This window comes from Pseudomonas sp. OVF7 (assembly GCF_030644265.1).
Classification (GTDB): domain Bacteria; phylum Pseudomonadota; class Gammaproteobacteria; order Pseudomonadales; family Pseudomonadaceae; genus Aquipseudomonas; species Aquipseudomonas gorinensis.
The window spans coordinates 1501814-1521213 of sequence record NZ_CP128996.1; the positions used below are offsets into that span (position 1 = coordinate 1501814).

18 protein-coding genes are annotated in these 19400 nt (G+C 59.6%); 7 read left to right on the plus strand and 11 right to left on the minus strand.

The annotated features are described in order from the left end of the window. The 4 genes from QU606_RS06640 (at position 1) to fabB (ending at position 4825) form a co-directional block, all read left to right on the plus strand. Positions 1–930 carry an ABC transporter substrate-binding protein gene (locus QU606_RS06640; protein ID WP_024074318.1) on the plus strand — a complete coding sequence of 310 codons (930 nt, stop codon included), beginning with the start codon at positions 1–3 and terminating at the stop codon, positions 928–930. After that, positions 927–2828, plus strand: a complete 1902-nt coding sequence (locus tag QU606_RS06645) for an ATP-binding protein (protein ID WP_024074317.1) — start codon at positions 927–929, stop codon at positions 2826–2828. The genes QU606_RS06640 and QU606_RS06645 overlap by 4 nt, the downstream gene beginning before the upstream one ends. 249 nt (positions 2829–3077) lie before the next feature. Beyond that, positions 3078–3593 (plus strand): 3-hydroxyacyl-[acyl-carrier-protein] dehydratase FabA, encoded by a 516-nt coding sequence (gene fabA / locus QU606_RS06650; RefSeq protein WP_024074316.1) that lies wholly within the window; start codon positions 3078–3080, stop codon positions 3591–3593. A gap of 11 nt (positions 3594–3604) precedes the next feature. Beyond that, positions 3605–4825, plus strand: coding sequence for a beta-ketoacyl-ACP synthase I (fabB, locus tag QU606_RS06655; protein ID WP_102624104.1), 1221 nt, complete (start codon positions 3605–3607; stop codon positions 4823–4825). A gap of 107 nt (positions 4826–4932) precedes the next feature. On the opposite strand, the gene QU606_RS06660 is transcribed toward fabB, so the two are convergent. Further along, a complete protein-coding gene (locus tag QU606_RS06660; RefSeq protein ID WP_024074314.1) occupies positions 4933–5946 on the minus strand; it encodes an amidohydrolase family protein in 1014 nt (337 codons plus the stop codon). A gap of 139 nt (positions 5947–6085) precedes the next feature. On the opposite strand from QU606_RS06660, the gene QU606_RS06665 reads away from it, so the two are divergent. Together QU606_RS06665 and QU606_RS06670 are read left to right on the plus strand one after the other, a co-directional pair. After that, on the plus strand, positions 6086–6502 hold the full coding sequence (locus QU606_RS06665) for an OsmC family protein (RefSeq protein ID WP_024074313.1): 417 nt from the start codon (positions 6086–6088) through the stop codon (positions 6500–6502). A 64-nt stretch (positions 6503–6566) separates the two neighbouring features. After that, positions 6567–7433, plus strand: a complete 867-nt coding sequence (locus QU606_RS06670; RefSeq protein ID WP_024074312.1) for a pirin family protein — start codon at positions 6567–6569, stop codon at positions 7431–7433. A gap of 114 nt (positions 7434–7547) precedes the next feature. On the opposite strand, the gene QU606_RS06675 is transcribed toward QU606_RS06670, so the two are convergent. The 4 genes from QU606_RS06675 to QU606_RS06690 all read right to left on the minus strand — a co-directional run bounded on the left by QU606_RS06675 (position 7548) and on the right by QU606_RS06690 (position 11303). Beyond that, positions 7548–8276 carry a dienelactone hydrolase family protein gene (locus tag QU606_RS06675; RefSeq protein WP_024074311.1) on the minus strand — a complete coding sequence of 243 codons (729 nt, stop codon included), beginning with the start codon at positions 8274–8276 and terminating at the stop codon, positions 7548–7550. Positions 8277–8383: 107 nt separating this feature from the next. Next, positions 8384–10288, minus strand: coding sequence for a molecular chaperone HtpG (gene htpG / locus QU606_RS06680; RefSeq protein WP_041161130.1), 1905 nt, complete (start codon positions 10286–10288; stop codon positions 8384–8386). An 89-nt stretch (positions 10289–10377) separates the two neighbouring features. Then, complete coding sequence (locus QU606_RS06685) at positions 10378–10830, minus strand: PaaI family thioesterase (RefSeq protein ID WP_024074309.1); 453 nt, start codon at positions 10828–10830, stop codon at positions 10378–10380. Next, positions 10827–11303, minus strand: coding sequence for a PaaI family thioesterase (locus tag QU606_RS06690; RefSeq protein ID WP_024074308.1), 477 nt, complete (start codon positions 11301–11303; stop codon positions 10827–10829). The genes QU606_RS06685 and QU606_RS06690 overlap by 4 nt, the downstream gene beginning before the upstream one ends. Before the next feature lie 158 nt (positions 11304–11461). Here QU606_RS06690 and QU606_RS06695 point away from each other — a divergent pair, with 158 nt between their 5' ends. After that, on the plus strand, positions 11462–11713 hold the full coding sequence (locus QU606_RS06695; RefSeq protein ID WP_012723095.1) for a hypothetical protein: 252 nt from the start codon (positions 11462–11464) through the stop codon (positions 11711–11713). 105 nt (positions 11714–11818) lie between these two features. Here the strand turns inward: QU606_RS06695 and QU606_RS06700 are convergent, their stop codons facing one another. The 6 genes from QU606_RS06700 to odhB form a co-directional block, all read right to left on the minus strand. After that, positions 11819–12556 (minus strand): DUF599 domain-containing protein, encoded by a 738-nt coding sequence (locus tag QU606_RS06700; protein ID WP_024074307.1) that lies wholly within the window; start codon positions 12554–12556, stop codon positions 11819–11821. A gap of 172 nt (positions 12557–12728) precedes the next feature. Continuing rightward, entirely contained in the window at positions 12729–14042 is a 1314-nt protein-coding gene (gene brnQ / locus QU606_RS06705) for a branched-chain amino acid transport system II carrier protein (RefSeq protein WP_024074306.1), read from the minus strand. 317 nt (positions 14043–14359) lie between these two features. Then, positions 14360–15241 (minus strand): succinate--CoA ligase subunit alpha, encoded by an 882-nt coding sequence (gene sucD / locus QU606_RS06710; RefSeq protein WP_003172813.1) that lies wholly within the window; start codon positions 15239–15241, stop codon positions 14360–14362. Then, the gene (gene sucC, locus QU606_RS06715; RefSeq protein WP_003233235.1) at positions 15241–16407 is read right to left on the minus strand and encodes an ADP-forming succinate--CoA ligase subunit beta; all 1167 of its coding nucleotides are present in this window, start codon (positions 16405–16407) and stop codon (positions 15241–15243) included. Before sucC ends, sucD begins: the two co-directional genes overlap by 1 nt. A gap of 202 nt (positions 16408–16609) precedes the next feature. After that, a complete protein-coding gene (gene lpdA, locus QU606_RS06720) occupies positions 16610–18046 on the minus strand; it encodes a dihydrolipoyl dehydrogenase (RefSeq protein ID WP_024074305.1) in 1437 nt (478 codons plus the stop codon). 101 nt (positions 18047–18147) lie between these two features. Continuing rightward, positions 18148–19371: a 2-oxoglutarate dehydrogenase complex dihydrolipoyllysine-residue succinyltransferase gene (gene odhB / locus QU606_RS06725; RefSeq protein WP_024074304.1), complete on the minus strand. Its 1224-nt coding sequence runs from the start codon at positions 19369–19371 to the stop codon at positions 18148–18150. Between the last annotated feature and the right edge of the window lie 29 nt (positions 19372–19400).

Genomic DNA, 19400 nt, shown 5'->3' on the forward strand with positions numbered 1-19400 from the left:
ATGGGCGATCAGTCAAGGATGACCCTCTTTTTTATCTCAAGGTTTTGCCAGCGCTGTGTGCTGCTGGCATGCCTGCTGCTGACCGGGTCGGCCTGGGGTGCCGACATCCTGCTGACCGCCGCCGAAGACGGCACGGGCGTCCAGGCCTTCGCCCAGGCACTGGCCCGCCAGCGTCCCGAAGACCACGTGACCTTTACTCCCCTCAAGGACCTGCCGGCGCCAAACCGTTTGCCCGCCGGCACCCGCCTGATCCTGCTGGACCTGCCCGGCCTCGACTGGCGCCTGCAGGACACCCAGGGCCCGCCGACCCTGGTCTTGCGTATCAGCCGCCTGCAAGCCCGGCAACGCCTGGGCAGCAACCTGCCCGCCAGGATCAGCCTGCTCTGGAGCGACCCGCCCCTGGATCGTCAGTTACGCCTGATCACCGGCATCCTGCCCCAGGCGCGGCGCATCGGCGTGCTCTACGGCACCGACAGCGAATTCCTGCTCCCTGAGCTGACCCAGTACGCAGCGCCCCTGGGCCTGGAGATCGTGCCGCAGCGGTGGGACAACATTAATGACAGCCGACCGTTGTTGAACCTGTTCAAGAACAGTGACGTGCTGCTCGGCCTCGACGACCCGCAGCTGTATAACCCGAAAACCGCGAAGAACCTGCTGCTGAGCAGCTACGCCCGGCAATTGCCGCTGGTGGGCCCCAACGCCGGGTTCGTCAAGGCTGGCAGCCTGGCCAGCACCTACAGTGACCAGGCCGACTGGCTCGCCGTGCTCGACCGCCTGCTTGACCATTCGCCGGCCAATTGGCCACGCGCGCTGTACCCGGAACACTTCAAAGTGGTGGGCAACCCGCAAGTCGCACGCTCACTGGGCATCGAACAGGTCGACGAAGCCAACGTCGCCGCCCGCCTGGCCGAAGGAGAAAAACGCCCATGACTCTGCGTCGTCGTTGGGACATCAACACCCGCACCCAGCTCATCACCCTGGGCCCGGCGCTGTTGCTGACATTACTGCTGATCAGTTTCTTCACCTTCGTGCGTATCCAGGACCTGCGCCAGGAACTGGACCACACCGGCCAATTGATCGCCAACCAACTGGCCCCCGCCACCGAATACGGGGTGATCTCCGGCAACAACGACGTGCTCGACAGCCTGCTGCGCGCAACGCTGGCCACCCCCCATGTGCGCTTCCTGGAGATCCAGGACAGCGCTGAGAACATACTGGTGTACGTCGAACAACCCTCGGAAAAACACGACCGCTCGCTGTCGGTAAAAGTGTTCCAGGCACCGATTCGCCTGCAACATATCCAGCTGGGCAATGACTTTTTCCAGGACAACCTCAACGAACCCAAGGCTCCCCGCGCCGACTACCTGGGTCGGGTGATCGTCGGCATGTCCAACGACGCCTTCAGCCAGCGCCAGCAGGAGATCCTGTTCAAGGCCGGCATCCTGGCCCTCTTCGCCCTGCTGTTTACCTTCCTGCTCGCCAGGCGCCTGGCGGCGAGCCTGTCGCAACCGATCAGCGCGATGGGCAACGCGGTAAAAGCCATCCAGCAAGGCGACTACAAGACGCCGCTGCCGATTGTGGATGATTCGGAGCTGGGCGACCTGTCGCGGCATATCAACAACCTGGCCGCAGGCCTCAACCAGGCCAGTCGCGAACAGCAGCAGGCCATGGCCCAGTTGATCCAGACCCGGGAGGAAGCTGAACGGGCAAACAACGCCAAGTCGGAATTCCTGGCAATGATGAGCCATGAGCTGCGCACGCCCATGAACGGGGTGCTGGGCATGCTGCAACTGCTGGAAACCACCGAAATGACCGAGGAGCAGACCGAATACGCGGCGCTGGCGTCCGAGTCCACCGAGCATTTGCTCAAGGTCATCAATGACATCCTCGACTTCTCGCGCATCGAACGCGCCGCCCTGGAGCTGGAACATATTCCATTCAACCTGGCGGACCTGATCAATAGCTGTGCCCAGGCCTTCCAGCACAGCGCCCAACAGCGCGGGCTGGCCCTGACCCTGCCGATTCCGCCAGGCATGGGGGCGCTGCGGGTGCTGGGCGACCCCACGCGTATCCGCCAGATCCTGGTGAACCTGATCGGCAATGCCCTGAAGTTCACCGAGCACGGCACGGTCAGCGTCGAACCCCAATGGCAAACCCTCGACCATGAACTGCTGTGGTTTACCTGCACCGTGCGCGACAGCGGCATCGGCATTTCTGCCGAGCGCCTGGAGTTGATGTTCGACGCGTTCCAGCAGGCTGACAGTTCCATTTCAAGACGTTACGGCGGCACCGGCCTGGGCCTGCCAATCGCCCGGACCCTGGCCGAACGCATGGGGGGCACCCTGCGGGCCCAGAGCGAAGAAGGCCGTGGCTCGGTGTTTACCCTGGAAATCCCCCTGGCCATCGACCAGCACAGCCTGCCGGCCATTGCCCAGGATGCCGAAGGCAAAGCCGGCGCAGGCGAAGGCCGGCACGTGCTGCTGGTAGAGGACAACCCGGTCAACCGCACGGTGGTCGAAGCCATGCTGCGCAGCCTCGGATTTGAGGTGAGCCTGGCCACCGACGGCGCCGAAGCGATCCGCAGCGCCGAGAGCCTCATATTCACCGCGATCCTGATGGATTGCCGACTGCCGTTGATCGACGGCTACGAGGCCACCCGGCAGATTCGCCAACTGCCGGGCTGCGCCGACCTGCCGATAATCGCCCTCACCGCCAATGCCTTGCAGGGCGACCGTGAAGCCTGCCTCGCTGCCGGAATGAACGATTACCTGGCCAAGCCGTTCAAACGCACGGATTTGCAGCAAATCCTGCAGCGCTGGGTGCAATAGCCCAGCGCCATCAGCCAAGTCCGACTGGCGTGAAACACGAAAGTGCGGCAGTCTTAGGCACCCGAACGGGCCTATAAACGGGTCCGGTTTAAAATTTCAGTGAACAAGTGTACATTCAGTGCCTTGACGCTGTGACTTTCACTACAACGCAATAGTCTATGTGTAGGCTGCCGAGATGAGGCATGAACGCTTCAGTCGGTTCGGGAAGATTTGCCCTACCCTGCCGCATGGGATTATTGAGGAGCTCGCATGACCAAACAAAACGCCTTTACTCGGGAAGACCTGCTGCGCTGCAGTCGCGGTGAGCTGTTCGGCCCAGGTAACGCGCAACTGCCCGCCCCGAACATGCTGATGGTGGATCGCATCACCCATATCAGCGAAGAGGGTGGCAAGTACGGCAAAGGTGAATTGGTCGCCGAGCTGGATATCACCCCGGACCTGTGGTTCTTCGCCTGCCATTTCGAAGGCGATCCTGTCATGCCGGGCTGCCTGGGCCTTGACGCGATGTGGCAGCTGGTCGGTTTCTTCCTCGGCTGGCAAGGTCTGCCGGGCCGCGGTCGCGCCCTGGGTTCGGGCGAAGTGAAGTTCTTTGGCCAGGTCCTGCCGACCGCCAAGAAAGTCACCTACAACATTCAGATCAAGCGCGTCCTCCGGGGCAAGCTGAACCTGGCCATCGCCGATGGTTCGGTGAGCGTCGACGGTCGCGAGATCTATACTGCCGAAGGCCTTCGGGTCGGCGTATTCACTTCCACTGACAACTTTTAAGGGTTATCCGCATGCGCCGCGTCGTTATCACTGGTCTGGGCATCGTTTCTTGCCTGGGCAATGACAAAGAGACCGTCACCGCTAACCTGCGTGCAAGTCGCCCTGGCATCCGATTCAACCCGGAATATGCCGAAATGGGTCTGCGTAGCCAGGTTTCCGGCTCCATCGACCTGCCCCTCGAAGAATTGATTGATCGCAAGATCTACCGCTTCGTCGGCCACGCTGCCGCCTACGCCTACCTGGCCATGAAAGATGCGATCGCCGACTCCGGCCTGAGCCCTGACCAGGTCTCGAACGTGCGCACCGGCCTGATCGCCGGCTCCGGCGGCGCGTCCACCCTGAACCAGATGGAAGCGCTGGACATCCTGCGCGAAAAAGGCGTGAAGCGCGTTGGCCCGTACCGCGTTACGCGGACCATGGGCAGCACCGTTTCCGCCTGCCTGGCCACGCCGTTCCAGATCAAGGGCGTGAACTACTCGATCTCCTCCGCATGCGCGACCAGTGCTCACTGCATCGGTACTGCCGTTGAGCAGATCCAACTGGGCAAGCAGGACATCGTCTTCGCCGGTGGCGGTGAAGAAGAACATTGGAGCCAGTCGTTCCTGTTCGACGCCATGGGTGCCCTGTCCACCCAGTACAACGACACCCCGGAAAAAGCCTCCCGCGCCTATGACGCCAAGCGTGACGGTTTCGTCATCGCCGGCGGCGGCGGCATGGTCGTAGTCGAGGAGCTGGAACACGCCCTGGCCCGTGGTGCGAAGATCTACGCGGAAATCGTCGGCTACGGCGCCACTTCCGATGGTTACGACATGGTTGCGCCAAGCGGCGAAGGCGCCATCCGCTGCATGCAGATGGCAATGGCAACCGTGGATACCCCGATCGACTACCTGAACACCCACGGCACCTCGACTCCGGTCGGCGATGCCAAGGAAATGGAAGGCGTACGTGCGGTATTCGGTGACAAGGCCCCGGCCATCAGCTCGACCAAGAGCCTGTCCGGTCACTCCCTGGGTGCCGCCGGCGTTCACGAAGCGATCTACTGCCTGCTGATGATGGAAGGCAACTTCATGGCCGGTTCGGCCAATATCGAAGAGATCGACCCGGTCGTGGCCGATATGCCGATCCTGACCAAGACCGTGGAAAACGTAAAAGTCGACACCGTGATGAGCAACAGCTTCGGCTTCGGTGGCACTAACGCCACCCTGGTGCTGAAACGCTGGCAGGGCAAGTAAGCCCCGCAGGTTGATCACATGAAAAAGCCCCGACTGGTTCGGGGCTTTTTTTTGGCTGATGAAATCTCAGACGGTGTCGACTGCATCGCGAGCACGCCCGCCTCAATCTAACCGCCGCGACGGGGCTTGGGCAGGATGGCCAGAAAGTTATCCCGCGCCACCTTGTGCGCAACCTCCTCAGGCAACGCATTCAGGAAGGGATCAAATCCCCGCATTTCCTTACCCAGCTTGTTGAAACGCCCTACCACATCCGACCCCAGCATAAAGCGCTCCGGGAAGCGCTCTACCAGCGCAACCCATTCCGGCCGGGGCTTACCCGCCTCATCGAGCAAATACGGCGTGAGCATGCTCCAGGACAGGTCGATATACAGATTGGGGTACGCCTCCAGCAGGCGGCTCAGCGTGGGGAGCAAAAAATCCATCTGCACCTGATGGCGATGGATTTCCTTGCTGGTGCCGGCATGGGCCCAGATAAACCGAGTATGCGGATGATTACGCAGCGGTTGTTCGACTTCAGCGAGGTACAGCGGGTTGCGCTCGCGCTTGGAGGTGATGTTGGAATGCAACATCACCGGCAGGTCATTTTCGGCGGCCAGGTGATAGATGCGCGTCATGGCTTCGTTATTGGCCCGCGGTGTATCACCGGAAGTCAGCGCGGTCAGGTCATCATGCCGGGTAAACACTTCGCCAATGCCCTGCCACAGCCCCGGGTTGAGGTCGAGCATGCGCTGGATATGGGCGGCGGAATTCTTGTCGTTGGGGTTGAAGCCGGAAAGAAACGGATGAAAGCGCGAGCGTTGCTCCGGCGTCAGTGCATTGATCGCTGCCGCGACGATGACATCGGTGGCGCTGTACCAGTAGGCATCCGCGTCATCGCCGGCGTAGTAGCGCGGGCGCTTGGGTTCGTCTTCGTGCCATTTCTTCGCCACAGGGATGCCGGAAATCATCACATGCTCAATGCGATTATCCGCCATCGCCTTGAGCAGCTTGTCCATGCCCGCCGTTTCCTGGAAGAAGTCCACGTAATGCAGGTGCGCATCGCTGTAGGCATAATCGCGAGCCTGTACGGCAAGGCTGCTGGCAGCGAGCAACAGGGCTAGACTCAGGCGGGTCCAGGGCACGGTAACACCTCGATAGGGGCTGATACGGGTAGACCTTGGGTGATACATCCGGGTTCATCACGAAAAACACGGAACACCTAAGTGCCAGCATGCTCTATAACTGCAAGACCTTCATCCTGCCCCCTTAGTGAGGTTTGCCATGCCTGTTACCGTCAACACGCTGAACCACGATAACTTTCGTCACAGCGTCAATATCAATAACCATGAGCTGTTCACCGACCTGCCCAAAAGCCTTGGGGGCGACGATTCAGCGCCCTCTCCCCACGATTATTTCGATGCCGCACTGGCGTCCTGCAAGGCCTTGACCGTCAAGCTCTATGCACAGAAAAAGGACATCCCGCTGACGGGCGTCACCGTGGAAGTCACCCACGATGCGACCGAGGAGCAAAAGGGCAAGTACAAGCTCAACGTCAAGCTGACCCTCAAGGGCGTGCTCACCGACGAGCAGCGCAACGAATTGCACCGTGTTGCCGACCGTTGCCCGGTACACAAGCTGATGACTACCGCCGAAGTCACCATTGAGACTCAATTGTCCGAAGGCGCCTTCAGCCAATAGCAGCAACCTCCCGTCGAGCGGGTTATGCTCTGCATCATCTAACCCGCTCAGACTGGGACGCACCATGACCACCCTCACCGTGATCCGCCCTCGCGCCGAAGATGTCGAAGGCCAACCCATCCTGCGCCCGCTGCCGTCGCGCGAATGCCGCAGTGTCGGGCCCTTTGTGTTCTTCGACCATATGCTGCCCACCCACTATGCACCGGGCAGCGGCATGAATGTCCGCCAGCACCCGCATATCGGGCTGTCCACCCTCACCTACCTGTTCGACGGCGCATTGCAGCATAAGGACAGCCTAGGGTCGGACCAGGTGGTGCAAGCTGGCGATGTCAGCTGGATGACCGCCGGCAGCGCGATTGCCCACATCGAACGCACGCCGGAGCCGCTCAAGACCAAGGGATCCAACCTGCACGGCCTGCAAGTGTGGCTGGCCTCGCCCAAGGATCATGAGAGCGGACCTGGCCATTACAGCCATCACCCCGCGGCAAGCTTGCCAGTGAGTGACAATCTGGGCGTACAGATCCGCTTGATCGCCGGCAGTGGCTTCTGCCTCACATCGCCGGTACCGGTGCTATCGCCCACGTTGTATGCCGAGGTACAGATGCAGCCGGCCACTACCTTGCTGATCCCGGATGAACACGAGGAACGCGCGGTGTACGTACTGGAGGGTGAAGCTCAGTTGGACGGTGAGCCACTTGAGGTGCACAGCCTGGTGGTATTGCCAGCCGGCCAGGAAATGACGCTGTCTGTCGAGAGCGATTGCCACCTAGTGGTGTTTGGCGGCGCGCCGCTGGATGGGCCGCGAAGGATCAACTGGAATTTTGTCGCGAGTGACCCGGCCAGGATTGAGCAGGCCAGGCAGCGCTGGGCCGCTGGGGATTGGCCGACGGTGCCGGGGGAGTCAGAAAGAATTGAGTTGCCTGTGAGATAGCTATCGGGGGCAAGTCGAATCGTCGCACCGCCCCTCCCACATTTTGACCGTGTGAATCCAATCAAGTGTGGGAAGGCGCGTGCCCCCGATCAGGCCAGAACAGACGTTGAAGATTTAGCCCTTGAACACTTCATCCAGCAAGTTGTGCATCGACTGGAAAGCCCGCGCAGCGGTCTTCGCGTCGTACATCATCATGCCCGGCACATTGGCGTGCGGATCGGTGAACGAATGCACCGCGCCGCCGTAGCTCAGCAGTTGCCAATCCACACCGGCCGCGTTCATTTCATCTTCGAAGGCCGGCAACTGCTCCTTGGGCACCAACGGGTCGCTAGCGCCATGCAACACCAGCACCGAGCCCTTGATGTTCTTGGCATCCGCCGGGTTCGGCGTATCGAGGGTGCCGTGGAACGACACGGCAGCCTTCAACGGCGCACCGGTACGCGCCAGTTCCAACGAGCAGCAACCACCAAAGCAGAAACCGAAGGTCGCCAGCTTCGAGGTATCCACGGCGGCTTCGGCCTGGCCCTGCAACTGCTCCAAGGCTGCCTGCATACGCTTATTCAGCAACGGGCGGTCGTTTTTCAATGGCATCATCGCCGCGCCGGCTTCATCACCATTCGATGGGCGAACCTTTTGCCCATACAGGTCGGCGATCAGCACCACGTAGCCCTTGGCGGCAACGCGCTTGGCGATCTCCTCGGCACCCGCACTCACACCCATCCAGTTCGGCGCCATCAGCAGGCCTGGCAACGGACCTTTGTGGCTGGCATCAAACGCCAGGCGGCTTTCATAAGACTGGCCATCAATCTGATAGACCACGGAACGCACGGTGACTTGGCTCATCATTTTCTCCAGTTGAAGATCACTAGAACGGAAATGGGCTGTAGGAACGAGCTTGCTCGCGCCTCCAAACGAAAAAACCCGCCGAAGCGGGTTTTTCTACAACGGTGTTAAACCGACAGTTCAACCAACAGCTTGTTCAGTCGGCGCACATAGGCGGCCGGGTCTTTCAGGCTGTCGCCAGCGGCCAGGGCCGCCTGGTCGAAGAGGATGTGCGACAGGTCGCCAAACCGCTCTTCGCTCTGCTCGCCGTCGAGTTTCTCGATCAGCGGGTGAGCCGGGTTGAATTCGAAGATCGGCTTGGAATCCGGCACCTTCTGGCCGCTGGCCTCGAGGATCTGGCGCATCTGCATGCCCAGGTCCTGCTCACCAATAGCCAGGATCGCCGGGGAGTCGGTCAGACGGTGGGAGACCCGCACTTCACTGACCGCATCCCCCAAGGACGCCTTGATCCGCTCAACCAGGCCTTCTTTGGCCTTGGCGACTTCTTCGGCTTCTTTCTTCTCTTCTTCAGAGTCCAGGTTACCCAGGTCCAGGTCGCCACGCGCCACATCGACGAAAGATTTGCCGTCGAATTCGTTGAGGTAGCTCATCAGCCACTCATCGATGCGGTCGGTCAGCAGCAGCACTTCGATGCCTTTCTTGCGGAAGACTTCCAGGTGCGGGCTGTTCTTGACCTGAGCGTAGGTTTCGCCAGTCAGGTAGTAGATCTTGTCCTGGCCTTCCTTGGCGCGCGCCAGGTACTCGGCCAGGGACACCACTTGCTCGCCGTCGTCACCCTGGGTGGATGCGAAGCGCAGCAGGCCGGCGATTTTTTCCTTGTTAGCGAAGTCTTCTGCCGGACCTTCTTTCATGACCTGGCCGAAGTTTTTCCAGAAGCCCTTGTATTGCTCAGGCTCGTTCTTCGCCAGTTTTTCCAGCATGTCGAGCACGCGCTTGGTCAGCGCCGACTTCATGGAGTCGATAATCGGATCTTTCTGCAGGATTTCCCGCGATACGTTCAACGACAGGTCATTGGAGTCGACCACGCCCTTGATAAAGCGCAGGTACAGCGGCAGGAACGACTCTGCCTGGTCCATCACGAACACCCGCTGCACGTAGAGCTTCAGGCCCTTCGGCGCTTCACGCTGGTACAGGTCGAACGGCGCACGGGCCGGCACGTACAGCAGCGAGCTGTATTCCAGCTTGCCTTCAACCTTGTTGTGGCTCCAGCTCAGCGGGTTTTCGTAGTCGTGACCGATGTGCTTGTAGAACTCCTGGTATTCCTCGTCCTTGATCTCGGTACGCGGACGGGTCCACAGCGCGCTGGCGCGGTTGACGGTTTCCCACTCAACCGCTGGCGCTTCTTCGCCTTCGGCAGCAGCCTGCTCTTTCGGCAATTCGATCGGCAGAGCGATGTGGTCAGAGTACTTCTTGATAATGTTGCGCAGGCGCCAGCCATCGGCGAACTCGTCTTCACCGGGCTTGAGGTGCAGCACGATGCGGGTCCCGCGGTCAGCCTTGTCGATCGTGGCGATTTCAAACTCGCCCTCGCCTTTCGAAGCCCAATGCACGCCTTCGCTGGCGTCAAGGCCGGCGCGACGGCTGAACACTTCGACCTTGTCGGCGACGATGAAGGCGGAGTAGAAGCCCACGCCGAACTGGCCGATCAGGTGCGAATCTTTCTTCTGGTCACCCGAGAGGTTTTTCATGAAGTCAGCGGTGCCGGATTTGGCGATGGTCCCCAGGTGGGTAATCGCTTCTTCGCGGCTCATGCCGATACCGTTGTCTTCGAGGGTGACGGTCTTGGCGTCCTTGTCGAAGCTCACACGGATTTTCAGTTCCGCGCCGCCTTCCAGCAACTCAGGCTTGGACAGGGCTTCGAAACGTAATTTGTCGACAGCGTCAGAGGCGTTCGAGATCAATTCGCGAAGGAAGATTTCCTTGTTGGAATACAGCGAATGGATCATGAGGTGCAGCAGTTGCTTCACCTCGGTCTGGAAGCCCAGGGTTTCCTTTTGAGTTTCCACACTCATGGTCATCAAACTCCAATTGGATGGCAGTGGCCGCGCCCTAGAGGGTTGGCGGCGGGTTGTCATCAAAGTTGGGGGCTAAGACCAGGATTTCAAGGGCGGGCCACTTCCTCAATCTTGAAATGCGCACGCGCAGTGGCAATCGGTTCCGCTGGGGTGCTTTGCCAGGCGGTGATCGCCACATTGGCCACGCGACGGCCCTGGCGCCATACCTGGCATTTGGCATAGGTGTCGCGAAACTGCCCGGCACGCAGGTAATCCAGGGAGAAATCGATAATCTTCGGCAGCCCCGGCGCACCGGTAAACACCAGCAGGTGCAACGCCGCCGACAGTTCCATAAAGCCGGCAATCACGCCACCGTGCAGTGCCGGCAATATGGGGTTACCAATGTTGTCCTGGTTGGCCGGCATGCGGAACAACAATTCATCGCCCAGGCGGGTGCACTCGATGCCGATCAGCCTGGCGTAGGGGATCAGGTCGAGCAGCACCGCGTAGTTACCGCGCTGATGGGCTTGTTCGAGTCGGGTTTTGAACCGGTGCGTCATGCTTTCTCTCCCTGGACAGTGCTGCCCAATCCCTGCGTGCCCTTGAGGCGTTTACCCATGCGCATGAACGTGCCCACCACATGGGCAATGGGCTGCTGGGGGTCGTCCTGATAGGCGAAGCCACGGGTAAAGATCACATCGCTGGTCACCCGGTAGCACTGGGCGAAGCCGTACACCGGCTTGTGCGGTTCGGCCGGATGCATGTAGTCCACACGCAGATCCAGGGTCGGACACACCTCGAATTCCGGCAAGACACACAGGGTGGCCATGCCGCAGGCAGTGTCCATCAACGAGGTCAAGGCGCCGCCATGGATCACCCCGCTCAGGGGGTCTCCGACTATGTGCGGCCCGTAGGGCAGGACCAGCGTCATACCCTCCCCATCTGCGTGATGAACGGTAATACCCAGGACCTGACAATGGCGCAGCGCCGATACAAAGCGTGTGGCACGCGCTAACAGTGGATTTTCGGTCATTCGTTCCAGACTCTTATTAGTGTTGATCCGCGGAGTGGGCGCCACGGGCGAAAGTTCCTTGGCGCGCGAGGTTTATATATCTACGCAATAAAAGGAACTAATGCTTGCCCCCCACGTTCGAAAGGCCAGTAGATATCTTCAATAAGGAGAAACACCCCATGCGCAAGACTTTAGCTATTTCCATGATGTTGGCCGCTGCCCTCGGTCTCGCTGCCTGCGATAAAAAATCCGAAGACAAAGCCCAAGATGCCGCCGCGCATTCTGAGCAAGCTCAGAAAGATATGGCCAAAGCTCAGGATAAAGTGAACGACGCTGCGAAAGAAAACGCCGATGCTGCCAAAGCTCAGGCTGAATCGAACGCCGCCGCTGCGAAAGAAGCTGCACCCGCTACCCCAGCCACCGGTTCTTGAGACCGCGGCTTGAATTAGCTTCGCTGCAAAAAGAAAGCCCGCTTAAATAGCGGGCTTTACTTTGTCTGCTGTTCTTTACTCTCCGTATTAATACGCTGATCCAGCCTAAGCCACTTCTTTGAGCGCTTCCGGAGGTGGCGTATCCGTCTGGGTATACACCATCACTTGCAGTACGTCGGAATGAAACTCTCGGCGATACAGCACCAGCACCACCCCGCCGCTCATCAACATGAATAACCACGGGCTGACAAACCACGCCAGCATGGTCATGCCGAAGTAATAAGAACGCAGGCCGAAGTTGAACTGATTGGCTGCCATCGAGATAACCCGTGCCGCTCGCAAGGCAAATGCCTTTCGCTCCTGCTCGGACACATGCCGCTCGCCGATCATCGGTGCCGAACCTACCAGCACCGCTGCAAAGTTGTACTGACGCATGCACCAACTGAAGGTGAAGAAGGCATAGACGAAGACCAGCGCCAGGCAGAGCAGCTTGATCTCCGACATGCCCTGGGAGGCCTGCTGCACCATGGGGATGTCCGCCAGCAATGACACCGCCCGCTCGGAAGCACCGAGCACCGTGAGAATGCCGGCGAGGATGATCAAGGTGCTGGAGGCGAAAAATGAGGCATTACGCTCCAGATTGCCGATCACGCTGGCGTCGGCGATCCGGTTGTCACGCAGCAGCATGCGGCGCATCCAGTCCTCGCGATACAAATGCAGCACGCTGGCCAGGCACGCGGTGTCTCGGGCTTTCCAGGTGGCATAACGGGTGTAGCCGCCCCAACACAGGATGAACCAGAGGGCAGCAAGCAGGTGGATCTGATTGGCTTCGACGAACGACATGCGGGTCCTATTACAGGGTGAATGATGGCGGAATGCGGTTCAAAGGTGGGATGGGCTTGCCCCCTCCCACACTGATCCAGTTCCAACTTTAGAAGGTGTAGTTTCATAAAGCATAAAAAATGCCCCGTATCGATTGATACGGGGCATTTCTATACCGCATGAAACCCGCGTGTTACGCGATGGCTTCGCTGCGCTTACCCAGCATGCGATCAATAACGACCGCCACACCCAGCGTCATCACCGACGGCACCAGCCAGGCCAGGCCTTGCTCGCTCAGCGGCAGGTTCGCCAGCTGCGAAGGCATCCAGCCCGCCAGGCCGGCGCCCTTGAGCGCGTCGATGCAGCCAAAGATAAACGACACCAGCATCACCGGTCCGACGATACGGCCCTGCTCCTGCCAGAAGTCTTTGCAGAAGCTCAAGGCCACCAGCACGATGCACGGCGGGTAGATCGCGGTGAGTACCGGGATCGAGAACGCAATCAGCTTGGTCAACCCCAGGTTCGACACGAACAGCGAGAACAGCGCCAGGATCACTACCAGGGTCTTGTAGGACAGGGGCAGGATTTTGCTGAAGTACTCGGCGCAAGCGCACGTCAGGCCGACGGCGGTGACCAGGCACGCGAGCGAAATCAACACCGCCAGGAAACCACTGCCCAGGGAGCCGAAGGTGTGTTGCACATAGGCGTGCAATACAGCCGCGCCATTGGCTGCGCCAGCAGCGACTTCATGGCTGCCCGCCCCGAGGCGGAACAAACTGATGTACACCAGCGCCAAACCTACGCCAGCAATCAACCCGGCAATGATCGCGTAGCGGGTGATCAACTTGGGCGATTCAACACCACGGGAACGGATCGCATTGACGATCACAATGCCAAACACCAGCGCCCCCAGGGTATCCATGGTCAGGTAACCATTGATAAAGCCTTGAGAGAACGGTGCAGCAACGTATTCCGGGGTGGCGACACCCACCTCACCGGCCGGCAGGGCAAACGCGGCAATGCCGAGGATGGCCAGCGCGATGATCTTCAGCGGCGCCAGGAAGCGACCCACGGTGTCCAGGAGCCGGCCTGGGTACAGGGAGACAAAGAACACCACCAGGAAATACACCGAGCTGTAGAGGAACAACGCCAGCGGGCTCTCGCCGGTCAGCGGCGCCAGGCCCACTTCAAAGGACACGGTCGCGGTACGCGGAGTGGCGAACAGCGGCCCTACCGCCAGGTACGCCGCTGCCGCGAGCAGGCCACCGGCGATCTTGCCGATCGGGCTGCTCAATGCGTCCATGCCGCCACCGACCTTGGCCAGGGCAATCACGGTGACCACCGGCAAGCCGACCGCAGTGATCAGGAAGCCCAACGCCGCCATCCAGACATGAGGCCCGGACTGCAAACCAACGATAGGCGGGAAAATGATGTTGCCAGCGCCCACGAACAGGGCAAAAGTCATGAAGCCCAACGCCAGGATATCCTGGCTTTTCAACACTTTCATTTGAGGAAATACCACACTACTGAATCGGAATTTAGAGAGGGATTCCCTATGGATGAGGGAAATACGGCCGGCCCTTATGGGGACCGACGGGTCTAGCGCGCGGCTTCCTTTTGGGATGTCGGCGCATAAAGAGGCGGCTAGGGTACAGAATTAGCCTGACGAACGCACTGTTGCGGGGCGGACTGTCCGATAAGCGACACTTTCATGTCGCGTTTTCATACCTAATTTGGCAATACAGGCAAATGAACAAACTCAGAACGCACAAAGGCCACCCGAAGGTGGCCTTTGCCTGGTAAAGCGTCAGTTAAGCGCGAGGCTTACTTGACAGCCCAACCGGTCAGCTCGGCCAGGGCCTTGCCGATGTCTGCCAGCGAACGCACGGTTTTAACGCCTGCGTCTTGCAGTGCAGCGAATTTCTCGTCTGCAGTGCCTTTGCCGCCAGAGATGATTGCGCCAGCATGGCCCATGCGCTTGCCAGCAGGGGCAGTCACACCAGCGATGTAGGAAACAACCGGCTTGGTCACGTGTGCCTTGATGTAGGCAGCCGCTTCTTCTTCAGCCGAACCGCCGATCTCACCGATCATCACGATCGCTTCGGTCTTCGGGTCTTCCTGGAACAATTTCAGGATGTCGATGAAGTTCGAACCTGGAATCGGGTCACCGCCGATGCCGACGCAAGTCGACTGACCGAAACCGGCGTCAGTGGTCTGCTTCACAGCTTCGTAGGTCAGGGTGCCGGAACGGGAAACGATACCGACTTTACCTGGCAAGTGAATGTGACCTGGCATGATGCCGATCTTGCATTCGCCTGGAGTGATCACGCCTGGGCAGTTAGGGCCGATCAGGACTACGCCCAGCTCGTCGCACTTAACTTTAGCGTCCAGCATGTCCAGGGTAGGAATGCCTTCGGTGATGCACACGATCAGCTTGATGCCGCCGAATGCCGCTTCCAGGATCGAGTCCTTGCAGAAAGGAGCTGGAACGTAGATCACGCTGGCGGTGGCGCCAGTGGCAGCTACAGCGTCTTTCACGGTGTTGAACACGGGCAGGCCCAGGTGCTCGGTGCCGCCTTTGCCCGGCGTTACGCCGCCAACCATCTTGGTGCCGTATTCGATGGCTTGCTGGGTGTGGAAACTACCTTGCGAACCGGTAATACCCTGGCAGATAACTTTGGTGTCTTTATTGATCAGGACGCTCATTATTTGCCCTCCGCAGCTTTGACAACTTGTTGAGCAGCGTCGGTCAGGCTGGTAGCCGCGATGATGTTCAAACCGCTTTCTGCCAGTACTTTAGCGCCCAGTTCAGCGTTGTTGCCTTCAAGGCGAACAACAACCGGGATTTTAACGCCGACTTCTTTCACTGCACCGATGATGCCTTCGGCAATCATGTCGCAACGAACGATGCCGCCGAAGATGTTGACCAGTACTGCAGCGACGTTGGAGTCGGACAGGATGATCTTGAAGGCTTCGGTTACGCGTTCTTTGGTAGCACCACCGCCTACGTCGAGGAAGTTGGCTGGTTTGCCGCCATGCAGGTTGACGATGTCCATGGTACCCATGGCCAGGCCGGCACCGTTGACCATGCAACCGATGTTACCTTCCAGGGCTACGTAGTTCAGTTCGAACTTGGCAGCGTGCGCTTCGCGCGGATCGTCCTGCGACGGATCGTGGAAAGTCTTCAGCTTAGGCTGACGGTACATGGCGTTGGCGTCGATGTTGATCTTGGCGTCGAGGCAGTGCAGATCGCCGTCAGCCTTGATCACCAGCGGGTTCACTTCCAGCAGGGCCAGATCGTGATCCTGGAACAGTTTGGCCAGACCTACGAAGATCTTGGCGAACTGGGCAACTTGCTTGCCTTCCAGGCCCAGCTGGAAAGCCAGCTCGCGACCCTGGAATGGCTGAGCGCCAACCAGTGGATCGATCGTGGCTTTCAGAATTTTTTCTGGGGTTTCGTGAGCGATCTTCTCGATGTCCACGCCACCTTCGGTGGAAGCCATGAACACGATGCGACGGCTCGAACGGTCAACGACAGCGCCCAGGTACAGCTCTTTAGCGATATCAGTGCACGATTCAACCAGGATCTTGGTGACTGGCTGGCCATTGGCATCAGTCTGGTAAGTCACCAGACGCTTGCCCAGCCACTGCTGTGCGAAGGCCTTGGCGTCTTCTTTGCTGCGAACCAGCTTAACGCCGCCCGCTTTACCGCGACCACCAGCGTGGACCTGGGCTTTGACAACCCATTCAGTGCCGCCGATTTTGTCGCAAGCTTCTGCTGCTGCTTCCGGGGTGTCTACTGCGTAGCCCTTGGAAACTGGCAGGCCGTATTCAGCGAACAGCTGCTTACCCTGATACTCGTGAAGATTCATGCTTTTTACCGTCTTCGTTAGGTACTGCGCATTCGGCGCTGCGCTCATTATGAGTGCCGCGCCACCTGTGACTGCTGCTTACGCAACTTGCCGGACTTGGGCCCGGTCAAGCTGCGCAAGACTGCGTCCAGCGGATATTCCGCGGTGAGTCTTGCGCGCAAGGCTCACGACGGGCAACCGCCGTGGTTTCTTATTATCTCGTTCAGCGCTTCTTCTTGTTGGCGATGTGGATGGCATGGCCATTCACTGCCAGCGCGGCTTCGTGCAACGCTTCGGACAGGGTCGGATGGGAGAAGACCATCATGCCGATGTCCTCGGCACTGGTGCCGAATTCCATACCGATTGCGCCCTGCTGAACCAGCTCTGCTGCGCCTGGGCCAATCACGTGGACGCCCAATACGCGGTCAGTCTTGGCATCAGCGATGACTTTGACAAAACCACCGGTGTCGTTGGCTGCCATGGCACGGCCAGAAGCGGCAAACGGGAAGGTGCCGACGTTAACTTCAACGCCTTCAGCTTTCAACTGCTGTTCGTTCTTGCCGACCCATGCAATTTCCGGGTGGGTGTAGATAACCGATGGGATCAGGTCGTAGTTCATCTGGGTTTTATGGCCCTTGATGCGCTCGACAACCATGATGCCTTCTTCGGAAGCCTTGTGCGCGAGCATCATGCCGCGAACCACGTCGCCAATGGCGTAGACGCCAGGAACGGTGGTAGCGCAGTGATCGTCAACGTGGATGAAGCCACGCTCGTCGATGTTCACGCCGCTGTCGGAAGCCAGCAGGTCGGTGGTCACTGGACGGCGACCCACGGCGACGATCAGCTTGTCGAACGTGATGGTCTGTTCGCCATCCTTGTCGGTGTAGGTCACAACGACTTCTTCGCCGTTAACCTTCGAGCCGGTCACGCGAGCGCCCAGCTTGATGTCCAGACCTTGCTTGGTCAGGGTTTTCAGCGCTTCCTTGGACACCGCGGTGTCGGCGGCCAGCAGGAACGTGTCCAGGGCTTCGAGCACGGTGACCTGGGAACCCAGGCGGGACCAGACGGAACCCAGCTCCAGGCCGATCACGCCAGCGCCGATCACGCCCAGGCGCTTAGGCACGGCTTGGAATTCCAGGGCGCCAGTCGAATCAACGATGACTTTCTGGTCAACAGGTGCCGGTGGAATGTCGATTGGACGCGAACCTGGCGCCAGGATCACGTTCTCGGCTTCGATGATTTCTACCGAACCATCTGGCTTGGTGATTTCAACTTTCTTGCCGGCCAGCAGTTTGCCGTGGCCTTGCAGGGAAGTGACGCCGTTGGCCTTGAACAGGGTCGCAACGCCAGAGGTCAGGCCTTTGACGATGTTGGCTTTACGGCCGACCATCGCGGGTACGTCCATGGTCACGCCAGCGTGGTTGATGCCGTGGATGGCAAAACCGCTTTGCGCTTCGTGGAATTTCCAGGAGCTGTCCAGCAGCGCCTTGGAAGGAATGCAACCAACGTTCAGGCAGGTACCGCCCAATGCCAGTTTGCCTTCCTTGTCGGTGTATTTTTCGATGCAAGCAGTCGAGAGGCCCAATTGTGCGGCCTTGATGGCGGCAACATAGCCGCCAGGGCCTGCACCAATCACTACAACGTCAAATTTCTGCGACATGAAAATAGTTCCTCTATTTAGCAGCAAGCTTTCAAGCCGCAAGCCCCAAGCCCGACTGCCTTCTCCGGCAGCCTGTCACTCGAGGCCTGCAGCTGCTTCTATCAGATATCCAGCAGCAGACGAGCCGGGTCTTCCAGCAGGTTCTTGATGGTCACCAGGAAAGTCACGGCTTCTTTACCATCGATCAGGCGGTGATCGTACGACAGCGCCAGGTACATCATTGGGCGGATCACGACTTGGCCGTTGATGGCCATCGGACGCTGGATGATGTTGTGCATGCCCAGGATTGCGGCTTGTGGCGGGTTGACGATCGGTGTCGACATCATCGAACCGAAGGTACCACCGTTGGTGATGGTGAAGGTACCACCGGTCATCTCGTCGATGGTCAGCTTGCCGTCACGGGCCTTCTTGCCGAAGCCGGCGATGCCGCCTTCGATTTCAGCCAGGCTCATCAGCTCGGCGTTACGCAGAACCGGAACCACCAGGCCACGGTCGCTGGACACGGCAACGCCGATGTCTGCATAGCCGTGGTAGACGATGTCGCTGCCGTCGATGGAAGCGTTGACTGCCGGGAAGCGCTTCAGCGCTTCGGTGGCCGCTTTCACGAAGAACGACATGAAGCCCAGGCGCACGCCGTTGTGGGACTTCTCGAACAGGTCCTTGTACTTCGAACGCAGGGCCATGACTTCGGTCATGTCGACTTCGTTGAACGTGGTCAGCATCGCCATGTTCGACTGGGCTTCAACCAGGCGCTTGGCCACGGTGGCACGCACGCGGGTCATCGGTACGCGCTTCTCGGTGCGGTCGCCAGCAGCGAACACAGGCGCAGCGGCGGCTGGGGCAGCAGCCTTGGCAGGCGCGGCAGCCGGAGCGTTTTTCTTGGCTTCAACTGCAGCAACCACGTCTTCCTTGGTCACACGGCCGTCTTTGCCAGTGCCTTTGATGGAAGCCAGGTTGATGCCGTTTTCTTCCGCCAGCTGACGCGCAGCCGGGGCAGCGATTGGGTCTTCACCACCAGCAGCCGGTGCGGCAGCTGGAGCCGAAGCAGCGACAGCCGGTGCAGCGGCGGCTGGAGCGGCGGCGGCACTGCCCTCTTCGATCGAGCCCAGGACCTGGTTGGACAGGACGGTGTCGCCCTCGTTGGCAACGATTGCGCCCAGGACGCCGTCGGCTTCGGCCAACACTTCCAGTACGACTTTGTCAGTCTCGATGTCGACGATCAGGTCGTCACGCTTGACGGCCTCGCCCGGTTTCTTGTGCCAGGTGGCAACGGTGCCATCGGCAACCGATTCCGGGAATGACGGGGCTTTGATTTCGATAGCCATTATCTGTGGGTCCTTAAAATTCGGTTTCA

Bases quoted from the DNA above. Each gene is read 5' to 3' on its own strand.
- QU606_RS06640 (WP_024074318.1), top strand. From the start codon at position 1: ATGGGCGATCAGTCAAGGATGACCCTCTTTTTTATCTCAAGGTTTTGC.
- QU606_RS06645 (WP_024074317.1), top strand. From the start codon at position 927: ATGACTCTGCGTCGTCGTTGGGACATCAACACCCGCACCCAGCTCATC.
- fabA (WP_024074316.1), top strand. From the start codon at position 3,078: ATGACCAAACAAAACGCCTTTACTCGGGAAGACCTGCTGCGCTGCAGT.
- fabB (WP_102624104.1), top strand. From the start codon at position 3,605: ATGCGCCGCGTCGTTATCACTGGTCTGGGCATCGTTTCTTGCCTGGGC.
- QU606_RS06665 (WP_024074313.1), top strand. From the start codon at position 6,086: ATGCCTGTTACCGTCAACACGCTGAACCACGATAACTTTCGTCACAGC.
- QU606_RS06670 (WP_024074312.1), top strand. From the start codon at position 6,567: ATGACCACCCTCACCGTGATCCGCCCTCGCGCCGAAGATGTCGAAGGC.
- QU606_RS06675 (WP_024074311.1), bottom strand. From the start codon at position 8,276: ATGAGCCAAGTCACCGTGCGTTCCGTGGTCTATCAGATTGATGGCCAG.
- htpG (WP_041161130.1), bottom strand. From the start codon at position 10,288: ATGAGTGTGGAAACTCAAAAGGAAACCCTGGGCTTCCAGACCGAGGTG.
- QU606_RS06685 (WP_024074309.1), bottom strand. From the start codon at position 10,830: ATGACGCACCGGTTCAAAACCCGACTCGAACAAGCCCATCAGCGCGGT.
- QU606_RS06690 (WP_024074308.1), bottom strand. From the start codon at position 11,303: ATGACCGAAAATCCACTGTTAGCGCGTGCCACACGCTTTGTATCGGCG.
- QU606_RS06695 (WP_012723095.1), top strand. From the start codon at position 11,462: ATGCGCAAGACTTTAGCTATTTCCATGATGTTGGCCGCTGCCCTCGGT.
- QU606_RS06700 (WP_024074307.1), bottom strand. From the start codon at position 12,556: ATGTCGTTCGTCGAAGCCAATCAGATCCACCTGCTTGCTGCCCTCTGG.
- brnQ (WP_024074306.1), bottom strand. From the start codon at position 14,042: ATGAAAGTGTTGAAAAGCCAGGATATCCTGGCGTTGGGCTTCATGACT.
- sucD (WP_003172813.1), bottom strand. From the start codon at position 15,241: ATGAGCGTCCTGATCAATAAAGACACCAAAGTTATCTGCCAGGGTATT.
- sucC (WP_003233235.1), bottom strand. From the start codon at position 16,407: ATGAATCTTCACGAGTATCAGGGTAAGCAGCTGTTCGCTGAATACGGC.
- lpdA (WP_024074305.1), bottom strand. From the start codon at position 18,046: ATGTCGCAGAAATTTGACGTTGTAGTGATTGGTGCAGGCCCTGGCGGC.
- odhB (WP_024074304.1), bottom strand. From the start codon at position 19,371: ATGGCTATCGAAATCAAAGCCCCGTCATTCCCGGAATCGGTTGCCGAT.